This is a genomic window from Desulfobacula sp., assembly GCF_021107415.1.
The window spans coordinates 1-13978 of sequence record NZ_JAIOSW010000350.1 but is presented as its reverse complement, the minus strand read 5'-3'; the positions used below and the strand labels follow the sequence as shown (position 1 = coordinate 13978).

Sequence of the window (13978 nt, the reverse complement as noted above, 5' to 3'; positions counted from 1 at the left end):
TTTCAATTAAAGAACGGTATCTGTTCACATCTTTTTTCTTAACATAATCCAGAAGACTTCTGCGTCTTCCAACAAGGATCAACAGACCCCGTCTTGAATGATGGTCTTTCTTGTGAACTTTAAGATGTTCTGTAAGATAGCTGATACGGTGGGTTAAAATAGCAACCTGCACCTCTGGTGAGCCTGTATCAGACTCGTGGAGCTTGAATTTTTCAATCATCTCCTCTTTGTTTTCTGCCAATAAAACCACTTTAAAACTCCTTTATCTGGAATAAATAAAACATGGTATCTGTCAATGATCAGGTTTTTTTATGATTTCCCATCCGATATTCCATTCAGAAAAAGAAATTCAAAACAAATCATTATACCATTACAAATATGTGTAAGCTTTTATGAATATCAGTTAGCTTAAAAAAACGCAACAATATTTATACTCCTGCCTGTTTTCAATCAATTGGATGATCGCCAGAAGGTCATTATGATTATCAATCACCCTGATGGATTGATCGGGTTTTGGCAAAGGGAGCCCAAGCTCCTTTGTTAAAAGCTTTTGTCCAAATTTAATTTTTTGGGCAATACGTTTATCCGCCACAATTTTTGGCATAAACTCAAGACAGTCTGACAGGCAGATAATTCTTTGTTCAGCAGTCGTTTTATCAAGCCTTTCAAGGACATCCAATTGGACGGCATCTTCCAGCTTAAATGCACTGGACTGTGTTCGGCAAAGTTTTGACAGATGAGCACCGCATCCAAGTTTTTCCCCTATATCAAAGGCAAGGCTTCTAATATAGGTTCCTGAAGAGCAAAAAACGTCAACGTCAATATTTGGCAGCGCAATATGGTTTATACTGATATCAAAAAATTCAATCGGCCTTGGCGGTTTTTGAATTTTCTTTCCCTGGCGTGCCAGCTTATATAATGGCTGGCCTTCATGTTTTAATGCACAAAAAGCAGGCGGCACCTGATCCTGAATGCCGACAAAAGATTTTACAACCTGTTCAACATCATCGTTGTTGAGGGAGTTCATCATATCTTTTGGGGCTGTAAAAACCGTCTTACCCGTCAGATCATAGGTGTCTGTTTCAACCCCCAGACATATCCTTGCAAGATATCTTTTATGGCCGTCAAGAAAAAATCTGGATATCTTTGTCCCCTTATTGACCGAACAAAGCAGCAAGCCTGTGGCAAAAGGATCCAGGGTTCCTGTATGTCCTAACTTTTTTGCCCCCAAGACCTTTTTTACACGAGCCACTACCCTGGCTGAAGAAATGCCTTCAGGCTTATGAATTGCTATAATACCACTTTTCATTTACTTATAGGTGTTCGTCCGGTGTTCCCGTTAAAGCGGATTTAATGAGTTCATCCATTTGGGCTGCCTTGTCAAAAGAATCATCATAGTAAAATCTTAAATCCGGCATATATTTCAATCCTAATTTCGGAGCAATGCGTTTTTTGATAAATCCCTTGGAATTCTTAAATCCGTCCAAAGCATCATTAATTCGCTTTTTATCTCCAAAAACAGTAATATACACATTGGCCACTCGAAGATCAGAACTCAACTTCACACCACTGATCGTGGCCATTTCAATCCTGGGGTCCTGCATTTTTTTATTTAAAAGATCCGTAATGGCTTGTTGAATCTTGCCACTGATTCTTTCTGCTCGTGAATAAGGTTTCATCTTTTAATTAATCAGCCTTGTACTTTCTTTCTTCAACTTCATAACACTCAATCACATCATCCACCTTGATGTCATTATATTTTTCAAGACCAATACCACACTCAAATCCCTGGTCCACTTCTTTGACATCATCTTTAAACCGCCTGAGTGATGAAATTTGTGTATTACACTTGACAACCCCATCCCTTAAGAGCCTTACTTTTTTACCACGGATAACTTTGCCGTCTGCAATATGGCACCCGGCAATGGTCCCCATTTTCGGGATTACGAACACATCGCGGACATCTGCCCGACCGATAATAATCTCGTGGAATGTGGACGGCATCATTCCATCCAATGCAGTCTTAATGTCATTGATGACATCATAAATAATATCATAAAAACGCATATCCACATTTTCTTCTTTGGCAAGTGTTCTAATCTGGGGTGTCGGCCTGACATTAAACCCGACGATAATGGCATCTGAAACGGCTGCAAGCGCCACATCCGATTCATTAATGGTACCCGTACCCGAGTGAACAATTTTAACATCCACTTCTTCTTTAGCCAGATCATTTAATGAATCGTTCAAGGCTTCAATGGAGCCGTGAACATCTGCTTTCACAATAAGCCTGAGTTCCTTAATTTCAGCAGCCCCAAGATTCTCAAACATCTTTTCAAGATTGGCCCTGCTTTTCCTGGCCAGCTCCTTTGCCCTTTGTTTGTGCATCCTGTGACCGGCAATCTGTTTTGCATCCTTATCAGATGCTACAGCAATAAACTCATCACCGGCATTGGGTATACCATGTAAGCCAACGATTTCAACAGGGGTACTCGGGCCTGCTTCATCAACCCTGTTTCCCCCATCATTTATCATTGCCCTGATTCGACCGGAATGAAGCCCGCAGACAACGGAGTCACCATCTTTTAAAATCCCTTGTTTGACAAGGACAGTTGCCACCGCACCACGCCCGGTATCAAGCCTTGATTCAACCACATAGCCATTTGCTTTTCTATCCGGATTTGCCTTGAGTTCCAGAACCTCGGATTGTAATGAAATCATTTCCAGGAGTTCCTCTACACCCTCTCCGGTCTTTGCAGAGACTTTAACAAAAATAACATCCCCGCCCCAATCTTCTGCAAGCAGATCAAGTTCTGAAAGCTCTCTCATGATTCTATCAGGATCAGCCCCGGCCTTGTCCATTTTATTAACAGCAACCACAACCGGCACACCCGCTGCCTTTGAGTGGTTAATCGCCTCTATGGTCTGGGGCATCACCCCATCATCTGCTGCAACAACAAGGATAACGATATCTGTAATCTGTGCCCCGCGGGATCTCATTGCCGTAAACGCAGCATGACCCGGTGTATCAAGGAATGTAACTTGTCCACCATTGGCTGTTTTGACATTATAGGCACCAATATGCTGGGTTATACCGCCGGCTTCACCACTGGTAATCTTGGATTTCCTGATCACATCCAAAAGCGACGTCTTTCCATGGTCAACATGGCCCATGATGGTGACAACCGGTGCTCTTCCGATCATTTTATCATCATCATCATCGCCATTTGGTATATTGAGCAGGGTCTCTTCCTCAAAAGATGCTTTTTCCACCTCAAAATCAAATTCAGTTGCAACCAGCACAGCCGTATCAAAATCAATGGTCTGGTTCACCGTTGCCATAACCCCCATGGTCATCAGTTTAGCAATCATCTCATTGGCTTTGATACCCATACGTTTTGCAAGTTCGGAAAGTTCAATGGCCTCATCAATCTTAATACGCCTTTTAATGGCTTTGGGTGTTGTAATCTGGGTTTTCTGAAAATTCCCTTTTTTACCTTTTGTATCCTTTCTACCTTTACCGCGTTTTTTTCTTCCACGACCACCCTTATATAATGCATCCCCTTCAATCACGGATTTTCTCTTACGCTGTTTTCTTTTCCCGGCAGGCTTGTCATCACCAAAATCAACTTTTCTTTTTTCTTTTTTGTGTTTTCCTGTCTCTATTTCATCCGGCACGGCAATATCAATAGTTGGAGTATCCATATCGGGCTTCGATGGAGAAGGAGATGACACACGTTCTTTCTTTTTAAACGGTTTTTTCTTTGCACTTTCCTTGGGCCCGTTTTTCATACCAGGTCTTTTTCTATCCTCACCGGGCTTAGATTTTTTTAAATTTTTAAGCACAGAAGGATCTGCTATTTTAACGATCTTTGCGGGTGTTGATTTTTTCTTTTTCTTTTTCTTTTTCTTTTTGACCTTTTTCTCTTCCCCTTCGGTGCCAGTTGACTCAGTTTCCTGTACGACCGTCTCTTTTTCCTCTTTTTCAATAATAGCTTCTTTACGTTTGGATTCTTTTTTCTTCACAGAAGAAATGAGTGTTTTTTCAACATCAGGTTTGGCTTTTGTCTCTTCCGGTTCAATCGTTACGGGCTGGACTGGTTCCTCTGGTGCCTCTGCCTCTTCAGGTTCCACCGGTTTAATGATCTTGGCAGGTTTAGCCTTTTTAACCTTTGTTTTTGGTTTATCTTTTTTGGGTGCAGGCTCTGGTTTCTCAGATTCTTCTTTACCCGTCTTTTGCTCAATATCTGATGGCGTTACTTTTAGCTCTTCCTCTACAACAGGCGCTTTCTTTTTACGAACAATTATCTGTTCTGGTTTTTCATCCACCTTTTTTGCTGTCTCTTCTTCAATTTCCGGCTCAACAATTTTTTCAGGCTCAGCTTCAACTTCAGCTTTCTGCCTGCGCCTGCGGATAACCGATGGCTTTATCTTGACATCCGTCTTTTTTTTAGCTTTTCCCAAAAGGCTTTTTTTAATTGCGCTGACAGCACTACCCTCCAGAGAACTCATATGGCTTTTAACTTCAATCTTCAACTCTTTCATTTTATTAAGAAGCGCTCTATTCGTCATGTTCAGATCTTTAGCTAACTCATATACTCTGACCTTCGCCATTTGTTGCCCCCAAGTAAGTCTCTTTTTTTATTCTTTTTTCGCCTGCTACCCGTTGTTTATGTAACCTGAAGGTCACACGTAACATAAAGGTCACACGTAACATAACCCTTAACTGTCTTCACCTTCTTGAACTGCTTCACCATTTTCCGGCTCTTCATCATCTTTTGGCTCTTCATCATCTTTTGGCTCTTCATCATCTTTTGGCTCTTCATCATCTTTTGGCTCTTCATCATCTTTTGGCTCTTCATCCCGGCTTTCCTGCCTTAATTCCTCTTCCAGAATAACTTTTGCTTCTTTAATCATTTCTTCAACTTTTAATTCACTCAAATCAGTTATTGAAACAATATCTTCGATGACTGCTTCAGATATATCTACAAGAGAAGAATATCCGCCTTTGAAAAGCACCTCTGCCATTGACAGCCCCACCCCTGTCAGTTTCATCAGGCTGTCATATCCTTCTTTTAATTCCCGGCTGTATTCTTCCTCACTGGTTACCTCTAAGTGCCAGCCGGTAATCTCACAGGCAAGAGAAATATTTTGGCCTCCCTTGCCAATGGCAATGGAAAGGTATTCATCGCTCACAATGACTTCCATGGATTGATTATCTTCATCAATAATCACCCTGGCGATCTCGGCAGGCGACAGGGCGTTACAGACAAATCTTGCTATATCCGGACTCCATTGAACAATATCGATTTTTTCACCACGAAGCTCCTGCACAATATTCTGAACCCGGTTTCCTTTCATCCCCACACAGGCTCCCACCGGATCCACATCTGAATCCATCGAGGAAACAGCAATTTTAGCTCTGATACCGGGAGCCCTTGCAGCACCACGCAGGGTTACAATCCCTTCGGACACTTCGGGAACTTCGGTTTTAAACAATTCGACTAAAAATTGTGGGTGGGTTCTGGATAAAATAATCTGTGCACCCTTTGATTCTTCTAATACATCCAGAACATATGCTCTGATTCTGTCACCGCGCTTGTAATTTTCTCTTGGCATCTGATCTCTGGGCCTTAAAACAGCCTCTGCCTGTCCCAGATTGGCGATAATGCTGCCCCTGTCAAAGCGTTGAACTATTCCATTAATAATTTTACCCTTTTTATGAATAAAATTCTCATAGACAGCATTTCTTTCCGCTTCCCTCATCTTCTGAATAATAACCTGTTTGGCCGACTGAGCAGCAATTCGACCAAATTCTTCCGTATCAATCCGAATACCCAGACTGTCTCCGATCTCGCACTCGGGATCATATTCATAGCCATCTTCAAGGGTCAGCTCACTGTCGGAATACTCAACCTCTTCTACAACCTCTTTAAAATGGAAAACCTCAACGTCACCACTTTTCTCATTGTAGTGAACCTCAATATCAGCTCTGGGTCCGATTTTCTTTCTGGCCGCGGAAATAATAGCCTCTTTAAGGGTATTAATAAGAACCTCCGGTTCAATTCCCTTTTCGCGACTTACCTGATCAATAACCCTTTTAATATCTGTGATAAACATGACTTACGCGTTCTCCATATTACTGACCTGCAAGCATTGCTTTGCTGATCACATGGTCTGATATTTCAACCCTTTTCCCATCAACAGCAATCACAACAGAATCATCATTAATTATCTCAAGAATCCCTGTAAACTTTTTTTGATTCTCAATTAATTCATTTGTCTTAATTTTTACTCTCTCACCCTTGAAACGATGAAAATCCTCTTTTTTATTCAAAGGCCGGTTTGGCCCGGGAGAAGAAACCTCAAGCCGATAACTGCCGATATTCTCTATATGAACATCCATTAAATCTGAAAGCTGGCGGCTGATATAAATACAATCATCTAATCTAATACCGCCGGGCTTATCCAAAAAAAGACGAACAATTTTTTCCCCATCACTATTGACAATCTCCAAATGAACAAGCTCAAAGTTTTCAGCCTGACATAATGGCTGTGCAACTTCTTTAATTTTTTCAATTAACATGCTATTGTCTTTCTTCAACCTGCCACCCGTAATATAGCCTGCATACTATCTTTTGTTTGCATCCTTAAATACAAAAACGGGCAGATGCCCGTTCCGAATACAAAAAATCCTCACCAAGTAGAATCACCAAATAAAATCAGTGGTTCAGATCATATCTTAATCCCCAATAAATGGAATCATCTGCCATCCTTCCATTTAAAAATGGAGCGGGCAACGAGACTCGAACTCGCGACATCAAGCTTGGGAAGCTTGCACTCTACCAGCTGAGTTATGCCCGCATTAGCAGAATAATATACCAACCTATATCGGGTTTGTCAATAACACTTTTACTCCCAAATATTAACCAGGCAAATCCATATTAAAAATGATTAGCGGCTATCTTCTTTCCGGCTATTCCGGCAGATCTGCATTAAACTCAACAAGAATGGCTTTTGAAATGTTTACATGCAGTTTTTTAATATTTTTTTCTTTCAAGGTTTGCTTGCCGATCTGTAAACAACCCGGAAAGACAATGACTTTTTACCTTCAGGCAACGGCTGGCCTTCAAATATATCAAAAAGAAAAACGTTTTCAATTAATGATTCTTTTTTAAAAATAAATTCAATCTGTTTCAAGATTGCCCCAACCGTCACGGCTCTGTCCACGATAATGGTAATATCCCTTGAAATGGAAGGAAATTTTGGCAATGGCTCAGCTGTAACTACTTTGGGGAGCAGGTCCTGTATGGCATTAAAATTGAAATCAAAAACAAATGCATCCTGCTTTAACCCATAATTTTTCAAAACCTTTTCATCAATTCTTCCAAGAGTACCCACAAGGGTATCATTGAATTTGATAACGGCTGCATATCCATCTTTGTAATAAGGACAGGAGTCATTTTCAATCTTTTCAAAGCCGGTGTTCTCAATCATAAGTGCTTCAAAAAAAACCTCAGCCGCACCTTTCAAATCAAAGAAATCAACTTTAGCCTTTTTGGAATACCAGGAAGAATCCGTCCGGTTGCCTGTGATCAGACCCGCAATCATTTCCTTTTCTTCAGGCAAAGATCCCTTTTGTGTGGCAAAGAAAATCTTGCCGATTTCAAAAAACTTCAGCGTATCTGCCTGCTGGGAAATATTTTTTTTCATTGTCTCAAGAAGCCCTGGAATCAGAGAACTCCTTAAAACCGACATCTGATCTGAAATCGGGTTTAAAATAGTTTCAACCTGCCGCCGTTTATCGTTATCCAACAGGTTTAACCTGTCACATGAATTTTCATTGATAAAATTATAATTGATGATCTCACAAAAAGAAAATCCCGTCATTATTTGTTGGATTTTTTCCCTGAGAACGATCTTTTCATCCAAAAGCCTGCCTTTTGCAGGAACCAGAGGATAACTTGTTTTAATATTGTTATATCCCCAAAGCCTGGCTACTTCTTCAGAAAGGTCTTCAGGCCTTGTAACATCCACTCTGAAAGATGGTATACCCACTTTCAGCCGGGTGTCATTTGTTTTCTCAACTTCAAATTCCACTGATTCCAGGATCGCTTTGATTGCATCTGTATCTAAATCCGTACCCAATCGGGCATTCAAGGCATCCGTATTCAAATCAATTTTACGGGGAACCGCCTTATTGGGATATTCATCAATAATATCTTTGGCAATGGTTGCATCACAAATTTGAGCCATCAGGGCAATTGCCCTGTTTAATGCTTTGACCGTCCCTTCAGGGTCAACTCCACGTTCAAACCTGTGTGATGCATCTGAAGCAATACCGGTTTTCTTTGCAGTTTTTCTGATGGATATCGGATTAAAATATGCGCTTTCAATCAGCACTCTGGTTGTGGAATCTGAAATCTCAGAATTTTCACCCCCCATTACCCCGGCCAGTGCCACAGGTCTGTTACCATCACAAATCATGAGCATATCAGATTCAAGCATATGATCTTTGCTGTCAAGAGTGGTAAAATTCATATCACTGCCTGCTTTTCTAATGACAATCCTGCCCTTTGCAACCTCATCAAAGTCAAAGGCATGAAGGGGCTGGCCCATTTCCATCATGACAAAATTTGTAATATCAACCACATTATTGATGGGAGTAAGCCCTATGGATTCAAGTCTTTCCTGGAGCCAGAAAGGAGAGGGTTCAATCTTAACATCAAATAAAAGGCCTGCCGAGTATCTTGGGCAAAGATCAGGATCAATGATTTGAACTTTTGCATAATCATGGATAGATTCATTTCCCATTTTATCTTTTGGCAGCTTAAAATCAGGGAACTTCACCTTGGCTTTTGGTTCCATGAAAGCCCCTGCTTCACGAGCCACACCGATGATACTCAAGCAATCGGGTCTATTGGGGGTCAAATCAATTTCAAACACCGTGTCAGAAACTTTCAACGCTTTGTCAAGGGGGGTTCCGGCAAGAAAATCACCTTCAAGATCCATAATACCTGCGGCATCTGTATTGAGTTTTAATTCAGCGGCACTGCATAACATACCTTCAGACACTTCTCCCCGAAGCTTACCCTTTTTTATTTTAAAATCTCCGGGAAGAACAGTCCCTGGCAATGCGCATGGCACAAACATACCTTCGTGCACATTGGGCGCACCACAGACAATCTGAACCAGCTCATCCCCGCCTGCGTCAACCATGCAGACAGAAAGTTTGTCTGCATTTGGGTGTTTTTTAACTTCATTGACTTTAGCGACAACAATATTGTTGAGATAATCATACCTTTCTTCAACTGCATCGACCTCAAGGCCTGCCATTGTCAACTCTTTAGCAATCACTGAAGGTTCAAGGTCAAGGTGAATATACTCTTTTAACCAGCTTAAACTGACTTTCATATCAAAACTGCCCTTGAAAACGGATATCGTTTTCAAAAAATTTTCTTGTGTCATCAATACCATACTTGAGCATGGCAAGACGTTCAATCCCCATTCCAAAAGCAAAGCCTGTATATTTGTCCGCATCATATCCGACATTTTCAAAAACCGCCGGATGAACCATTCCGGAACCCAATACTTCGAGCCATCCTGTTTTTGAACAGATTCGACAGCCTTTTCCCTTACACATAACACAGCGGATATCGACTTCGGCGCTGGGTTCTGTAAACGGGAAAAAGCTGGGTCTGAATCTTAAAGAAGTTTCCTTGTCAAAAAACTGATGAACAAAAGTAGTTAAAATCCCCTTTAAATCACCAAAAGAAATATTTTTATCCACCATCAGACCTTCGACCTGATGAAACATGGGGGTATGAGTGATGTCTGAATCACATCGGAAAACCTTTCCCGGTGAAATAATTCTCACCGGCGGTTTGGTCTTTTCCATCACACGGGGCTGGGATGGAGAAGTATGCGTTCGCAAAACTATGTTTTCCGACACATAAAAAGTATCCTGCATATCTCTTGCCGGATGATATTTGGGGATATTCAAGGCCTCAAAATTATAATAATCCGTTTCAACTTCCGGACTTTCTGCAATATCAAACCCAAGTCTTAAAAAAATATCAGTAATTTCTTTGGACACCTGGGTAATAGGATGAAGAGAGCCCCGCAGGATTGGTCGCCCCGGAAGGGTCACATCAATACCTGTAAACTTTTTATCATCAAAATCATCAAGTTTTGAAAAGGCAGCCTTAACGGCCTTCTCAAGCTTTCCTTTAAGAATATTGGCATTCTTACCGGCACTGGGCCGCTCATCCTCGGGAAGAGAAGAAATATTTCTTAAAAATTTTGTGAGCACACCCTTTCGGCCAAGATATTTAATGGAAAGCTGTTCAAGCTGGTCCGAATCACTGGCTTGCTCTATGCTTTCAAAGGCTTCTTTTTCAATATCAATAATACTGTTTTGCAAAATACCCTCACTAATCGTTTAATCTAATTAAACTGGGCATTCGCCTGGGAAGCCAACTGGGAAAAGGCGGCTGGATCAGAAATTGCAAGATCAGCCAATACCTTGCGATCCAACTCACTGCCTGCTAATTTAAGACCATTCATTAATTTGCTGTATGACAGGCCATTCATTCTTGATGCTGCATTGATTCGGACGATCCAAAGCCGTCTAAAATCTCTCTTGCGCACTCTTCTGTCCCGGTAAGCATACATCAACGCTTTATCAACAGCGTCTGCAGCAGTACGGTATAATTTACTTCTTCCGCCTCTAAATCCTTTTGCAAGCTTAAGTACCTTATTTCTACGCCTTCTTGCTTTAAATCCTCTTTTGACTCTCATTTTGTCAAACTCCTCAACTCTCTATTCTTTTGAATCAAACTTTCAGTAATTTTGATTGAAATGTTACTATCCATTGGGTAACAAACGTTTGACCTCTTTTAAATTTGCCTTATCAATCATCTGATCTAATCTATAAGATCTTTTTCTCTTTGTGGTTTTTTTGGTTAATATATGGCTAGAATGAGATTTTCTAAATTTATATTTCCCTGATCCTGTTTTTTTAAAACGCTTGGCAGCCGCTCTGCATGTTTTAATCTTAGGCATTTTATCTTCTCCTGTATTGCAATTTCTAAAAAAGATGGCAGTATATAATTAAAAAAGCATAATATACCACCATACATTTATTATGTATTTTCAAGCCGTCTTGCTAACTTTATAAAACTAGATTATTTAGGTCCCAAAAGCATGGTGATAACGCGGCCCTCAAACTTGGGATACTGCTCAACCTGGGCAAACGCGTCAGTCATGGTAACAATTTTTTCCAAAACCGTGTTAGCCTGTTCCTTGAGTATAATTTCCCTTCCTCTGAAAAACAGTGTAATCTTAACCTTATCATTTTTACTGATAAACTTTTCAATATGCCTGACCTTTGTTTCAAGGTCATGATCATCGGTTTTTGGCCTTACCTTTATTTCCTTAATCTGAGTAGTTTTCTGTCTTCGTTTAGCCTCCTGCTTTTTTTTAGTCAGCTCGTATTTAAATTTCCCAAAATCCATTATCTTGCAGACAGGCGGGTTTGCATCCGGTGAAACCTCAACCAGATCAAGATCTTCATCCCCTGCAATTTTCAATGCCTCTTCTATGGGCATAATTCCTATCTGCTCACCATCAGAGCCGACAACCCTAACCTGGCTGGCCCTGATCCCCTTATTCACACTTGTCTGATCCTGTCTTCCTCGCTTAGCTATTTTCGCACCTCCTGCACCACACGATCTTATATTTATTTTTGATAGAACAAGTATAACCCTGCGATTATAATGGCTTGCATAAAGAAATGCAAGTACTATTTATTTTAAAATCTTCTTTATTTTCTGATCAAGAGTATATGCCTCCAAATAGCTATTCTTCCAATATAAATTAGCCTCTTTATTAAAAAAATGATAAAAAAGATCAAGACTTTTTTGCCGTAGTACTCCAGGAACAATATCAATCCCGCAATTTTGATATAAAAGGGGCAATTTTTTCAAATCACATGTCGTTCCTCCCCCCATGGGGTCTTCATAAGCATATACTATTTTTTTGATACCGGACAAAATAATAGCACCAAAACACATCAGACAGGGCTCCATGGTAGAAAAAAGGATTAATTTGTCAGGTTCAAATTGAGTGTCAATAGTTTCAAGATGTTTCAAAGCCCTTATCTCAGCATGATCAATTTCACTAAAAAACAATTTATCAGAAGTTGTTCCCGTCCTTGCACCACTTGCAATCACTTTTCCAGCTTGCACAATCACACATCCCACCGGGAACTCACCCTTGTCAAATGCTTTTTGGGCTTGTTCCAATGCCAAACCCATGTAATATTCATACTCCAATTTAAATCATCTCTCCTAAATAAAATATATCTTTACAAAGCCTGCTCCATATGCGCAAATATGACCCAGATTCTTCAACTTGTTTTTTTTTAACGATTGTAGTTTATTTTGCTCTCAAAAAATATTCAATATGAATTTATGAAAACAAACAAAAAAATATATATACAAAAAAACTCTTTGAATAAAAATCTTTGTATCCAGAAAGAATTCCAACTCAGAGAAAAAAACTTTCTTTCCGAATATGGTACCTTAAGTGCTAATGCAAAAAGGCGGAAGAAAGAAGAAAATATCTGCAATATCAGAACGCCTTTCCAACTCGACAGGGACCGCATTGTCTATTCAAACTCCTTTAGACGGTTGAAATACAAAACACAGGTTTTCCTCTCCCCTTTGGGAGACCATTATCGAACCCGACTCACTCATACACTTGAAGTGGCACAAATTTCAAGAACTATTGCAAGAGCCATGTGTCTTAATGAAGATCTTGCCGAAGCCATTGCACTGGCTCACGATCTGGGTCACACACCTTTTGGCCATGGTGGTGAAACCGCTCTGATCGAAATTTATTCACCCCATTTTTCTCACGCTTATCAAAGCTTAAGAGTGGTGGATTCCCTTGAAAACAAAGGGAAAGGCCTTAACCTGACCTGGGAAGTCAGGGACGGCATTCTTAAGCACTCCAAAGGGTTTGGCAATATCATTCCGGCAACCCCCGGAGAAACCGCCATTACAGTCGAAGGAAGAATTGTCAGAGTAGCGGATATCATTGCCTATTTAAACCATGACCTTGATGATGCATTACGAGGCAAGGTCATCTCTTCAGCAGAAGTTCCTGACATCTGTATTAAAAAACTGGGAAAAACACATTCCCAGAGAGCCAGTATAATGATTGAACAATTGGTGTATAACAGTGGGCCGCGTAATGGCAAATTTATCCTTGATATGGGCAAAGATACCTTTCATTCCATGATCATATTAAGAAAATTCCTATATGATAAAGTTTATCGTTCGCCAGGAGTTCATAATGAATTTGTAAAGGCCAAAAAGGTGATCATTGGCCTTTATAATTATTTTTTAAATAACCCTGACGTCTTGCAAAGAGAGCTTGTAAAAATGGAAATGGCACCATGGGACTCCTCAAAGAACCCCCTTAAACGGTCTGTTTGTGATTTGATCGCCAGTATGACCGACCGGTATGCCATGAATCTATATTCCAAGATTTTCTTGCCCAACCCCCTGATCTAATTTAAGCAGCCATGACAGATAAAACCTTTAAACCTCTTGCAGCTCTTTACGATGCTATGGATAAAACCTGGAACAAAATTGCCGCAGACTACCATTTCAAATGCAATGGGTGTGAGGATAATTGCTGTAAATCCTTATTTTTTCACCATACTTATATTGAAAAAGCCTATTTGCTCCATGGCTTTAATGCGCTTGACCCCAATAAAAAAGAAATAATTTTGGACAAGGCCGCAAACTATTGTAAAAAAACCTTTCCTCAAAGCCTGGAAATAAAAGCTAAAAAAATTTACTGCCCGGCAAATGAAAGCGGCCTTTGCCTTCTATACCCTTACAGACCAATGATCTGCAGGCTTCATGGCCTGCCCCACGAACTGAGCAAACCCGGGTTTGACCCCATC

General features: G+C 40.4%; 14 protein-coding genes and 1 tRNA gene. 2 read left to right on the top strand and 13 right to left on the bottom strand.

Annotated features, from left to right (window positions below; translation table 11 throughout):
- The 13 genes from rpsO to K8S13_RS17750 all read right to left on the bottom strand — a co-directional run.
- Positions 1-250: 30S ribosomal protein S15 (rpsO, locus tag K8S13_RS17810; protein WP_291464612.1), on the bottom strand; the 250-nt coding region annotated here is incomplete at its 3' end.
- Between the two features lie 153 nt (positions 251-403).
- Positions 404-1309 (bottom strand): tRNA pseudouridine(55) synthase TruB, encoded by a 906-nt coding sequence (truB, locus tag K8S13_RS17805; protein WP_291464610.1) that lies wholly within the window; start codon positions 1307-1309, stop codon positions 404-406.
- Positions 1310-1313: 4 nt separating this feature from the next.
- Complete coding sequence (rbfA, locus tag K8S13_RS17800) at positions 1314-1679, bottom strand: 30S ribosome-binding factor RbfA (protein ID WP_291464608.1); 366 nt, start codon at positions 1677-1679, stop codon at positions 1314-1316.
- Between the two features lie 7 nt (positions 1680-1686).
- Positions 1687-4614 carry a translation initiation factor IF-2 gene (infB, locus tag K8S13_RS17795; RefSeq protein WP_291464606.1) on the bottom strand — a complete coding sequence of 976 codons (2928 nt, stop codon included), beginning with the start codon at positions 4612-4614 and terminating at the stop codon, positions 1687-1689.
- A gap of 108 nt (positions 4615-4722) precedes the next feature.
- Positions 4723-6120 carry a transcription termination factor NusA gene (gene nusA / locus K8S13_RS17790; RefSeq protein ID WP_291464604.1) on the bottom strand — a complete coding sequence of 466 codons (1398 nt, stop codon included), beginning with the start codon at positions 6118-6120 and terminating at the stop codon, positions 4723-4725.
- A gap of 19 nt (positions 6121-6139) precedes the next feature.
- Positions 6140-6604: a ribosome maturation factor RimP gene (gene rimP / locus K8S13_RS17785; RefSeq protein ID WP_291464603.1), complete on the bottom strand. Its 465-nt coding sequence runs from the start codon at positions 6602-6604 to the stop codon at positions 6140-6142.
- Positions 6605-6788: 184 nt separating this feature from the next.
- A tRNA-Gly gene (locus K8S13_RS17780) sits at positions 6789-6864 on the bottom strand.
- A gap of 192 nt (positions 6865-7056) precedes the next feature.
- Positions 7057-9414: a phenylalanine--tRNA ligase subunit beta gene (pheT, locus tag K8S13_RS17775; protein WP_291464601.1), complete on the bottom strand. Its 2358-nt coding sequence runs from the start codon at positions 9412-9414 to the stop codon at positions 7057-7059.
- 1 nt (position 9415) lies between these two features.
- Positions 9416-10423 (bottom strand): phenylalanine--tRNA ligase subunit alpha, encoded by a 1008-nt coding sequence (pheS, locus tag K8S13_RS17770; protein WP_291464599.1) that lies wholly within the window; start codon positions 10421-10423, stop codon positions 9416-9418.
- A 23-nt stretch (positions 10424-10446) separates the two neighbouring features.
- Positions 10447-10800 (bottom strand): 50S ribosomal protein L20, encoded by a 354-nt coding sequence (gene rplT, locus K8S13_RS17765; protein WP_291464598.1) that lies wholly within the window; start codon positions 10798-10800, stop codon positions 10447-10449.
- 66 nt (positions 10801-10866) lie between these two features.
- Complete coding sequence (rpmI, locus tag K8S13_RS17760; RefSeq protein ID WP_291464597.1) at positions 10867-11064, bottom strand: 50S ribosomal protein L35; 198 nt, start codon at positions 11062-11064, stop codon at positions 10867-10869.
- 122 nt (positions 11065-11186) lie between these two features.
- Positions 11187-11708 (bottom strand): translation initiation factor IF-3, encoded by a 522-nt coding sequence (infC, locus tag K8S13_RS17755; protein ID WP_291464613.1) that lies wholly within the window; start codon positions 11706-11708, stop codon positions 11187-11189.
- A gap of 99 nt (positions 11709-11807) precedes the next feature.
- Positions 11808-12335 carry a nucleoside deaminase gene (locus K8S13_RS17750; protein ID WP_291464595.1) on the bottom strand — a complete coding sequence of 176 codons (528 nt, stop codon included), beginning with the start codon at positions 12333-12335 and terminating at the stop codon, positions 11808-11810.
- Between the two features lie 138 nt (positions 12336-12473).
- Between K8S13_RS17750 and K8S13_RS17745 the strand changes: the two genes are divergently transcribed.
- The gene (locus tag K8S13_RS17745) at positions 12474-13580 is read left to right on the top strand and encodes a deoxyguanosinetriphosphate triphosphohydrolase (RefSeq protein WP_291464594.1); all 1107 of its coding nucleotides are present in this window, start codon (positions 12474-12476) and stop codon (positions 13578-13580) included.
- 11 nt (positions 13581-13591) lie between these two features.
- The coding region (locus K8S13_RS17740) for a hypothetical protein (protein WP_291464593.1) at positions 13592-13978 on the top strand (387 nt) is incomplete at its 3' end.

What these genes read in the sequence shown, in the direction of transcription:
- K8S13_RS17745 (WP_291464594.1), top strand. Translation starts at nt 12,474, where the DNA reads ATGAAAACAAACAAAAAAATATATATACAAAAAAACTCTTTGAATAAA.
- rpmI (WP_291464597.1), bottom strand. Translation starts at nt 11,064, where the DNA reads ATGCCTAAGATTAAAACATGCAGAGCGGCTGCCAAGCGTTTTAAAAAA.
- rplT (WP_291464598.1), bottom strand. Translation starts at nt 10,800, where the DNA reads ATGAGAGTCAAAAGAGGATTTAAAGCAAGAAGGCGTAGAAATAAGGTA.
- truB (WP_291464610.1), bottom strand. Translation starts at nt 1,309, where the DNA reads ATGAAAAGTGGTATTATAGCAATTCATAAGCCTGAAGGCATTTCTTCA.
- pheT (WP_291464601.1), bottom strand. Translation starts at nt 9,414, where the DNA reads ATGAAAGTCAGTTTAAGCTGGTTAAAAGAGTATATTCACCTTGACCTT.
- rbfA (WP_291464608.1), bottom strand. Translation starts at nt 1,679, where the DNA reads ATGAAACCTTATTCACGAGCAGAAAGAATCAGTGGCAAGATTCAACAA.
- nusA (WP_291464604.1), bottom strand. Translation starts at nt 6,120, where the DNA reads ATGTTTATCACAGATATTAAAAGGGTTATTGATCAGGTAAGTCGCGAA.
- infB (WP_291464606.1), bottom strand. Translation starts at nt 4,614, where the DNA reads ATGGCGAAGGTCAGAGTATATGAGTTAGCTAAAGATCTGAACATGACG.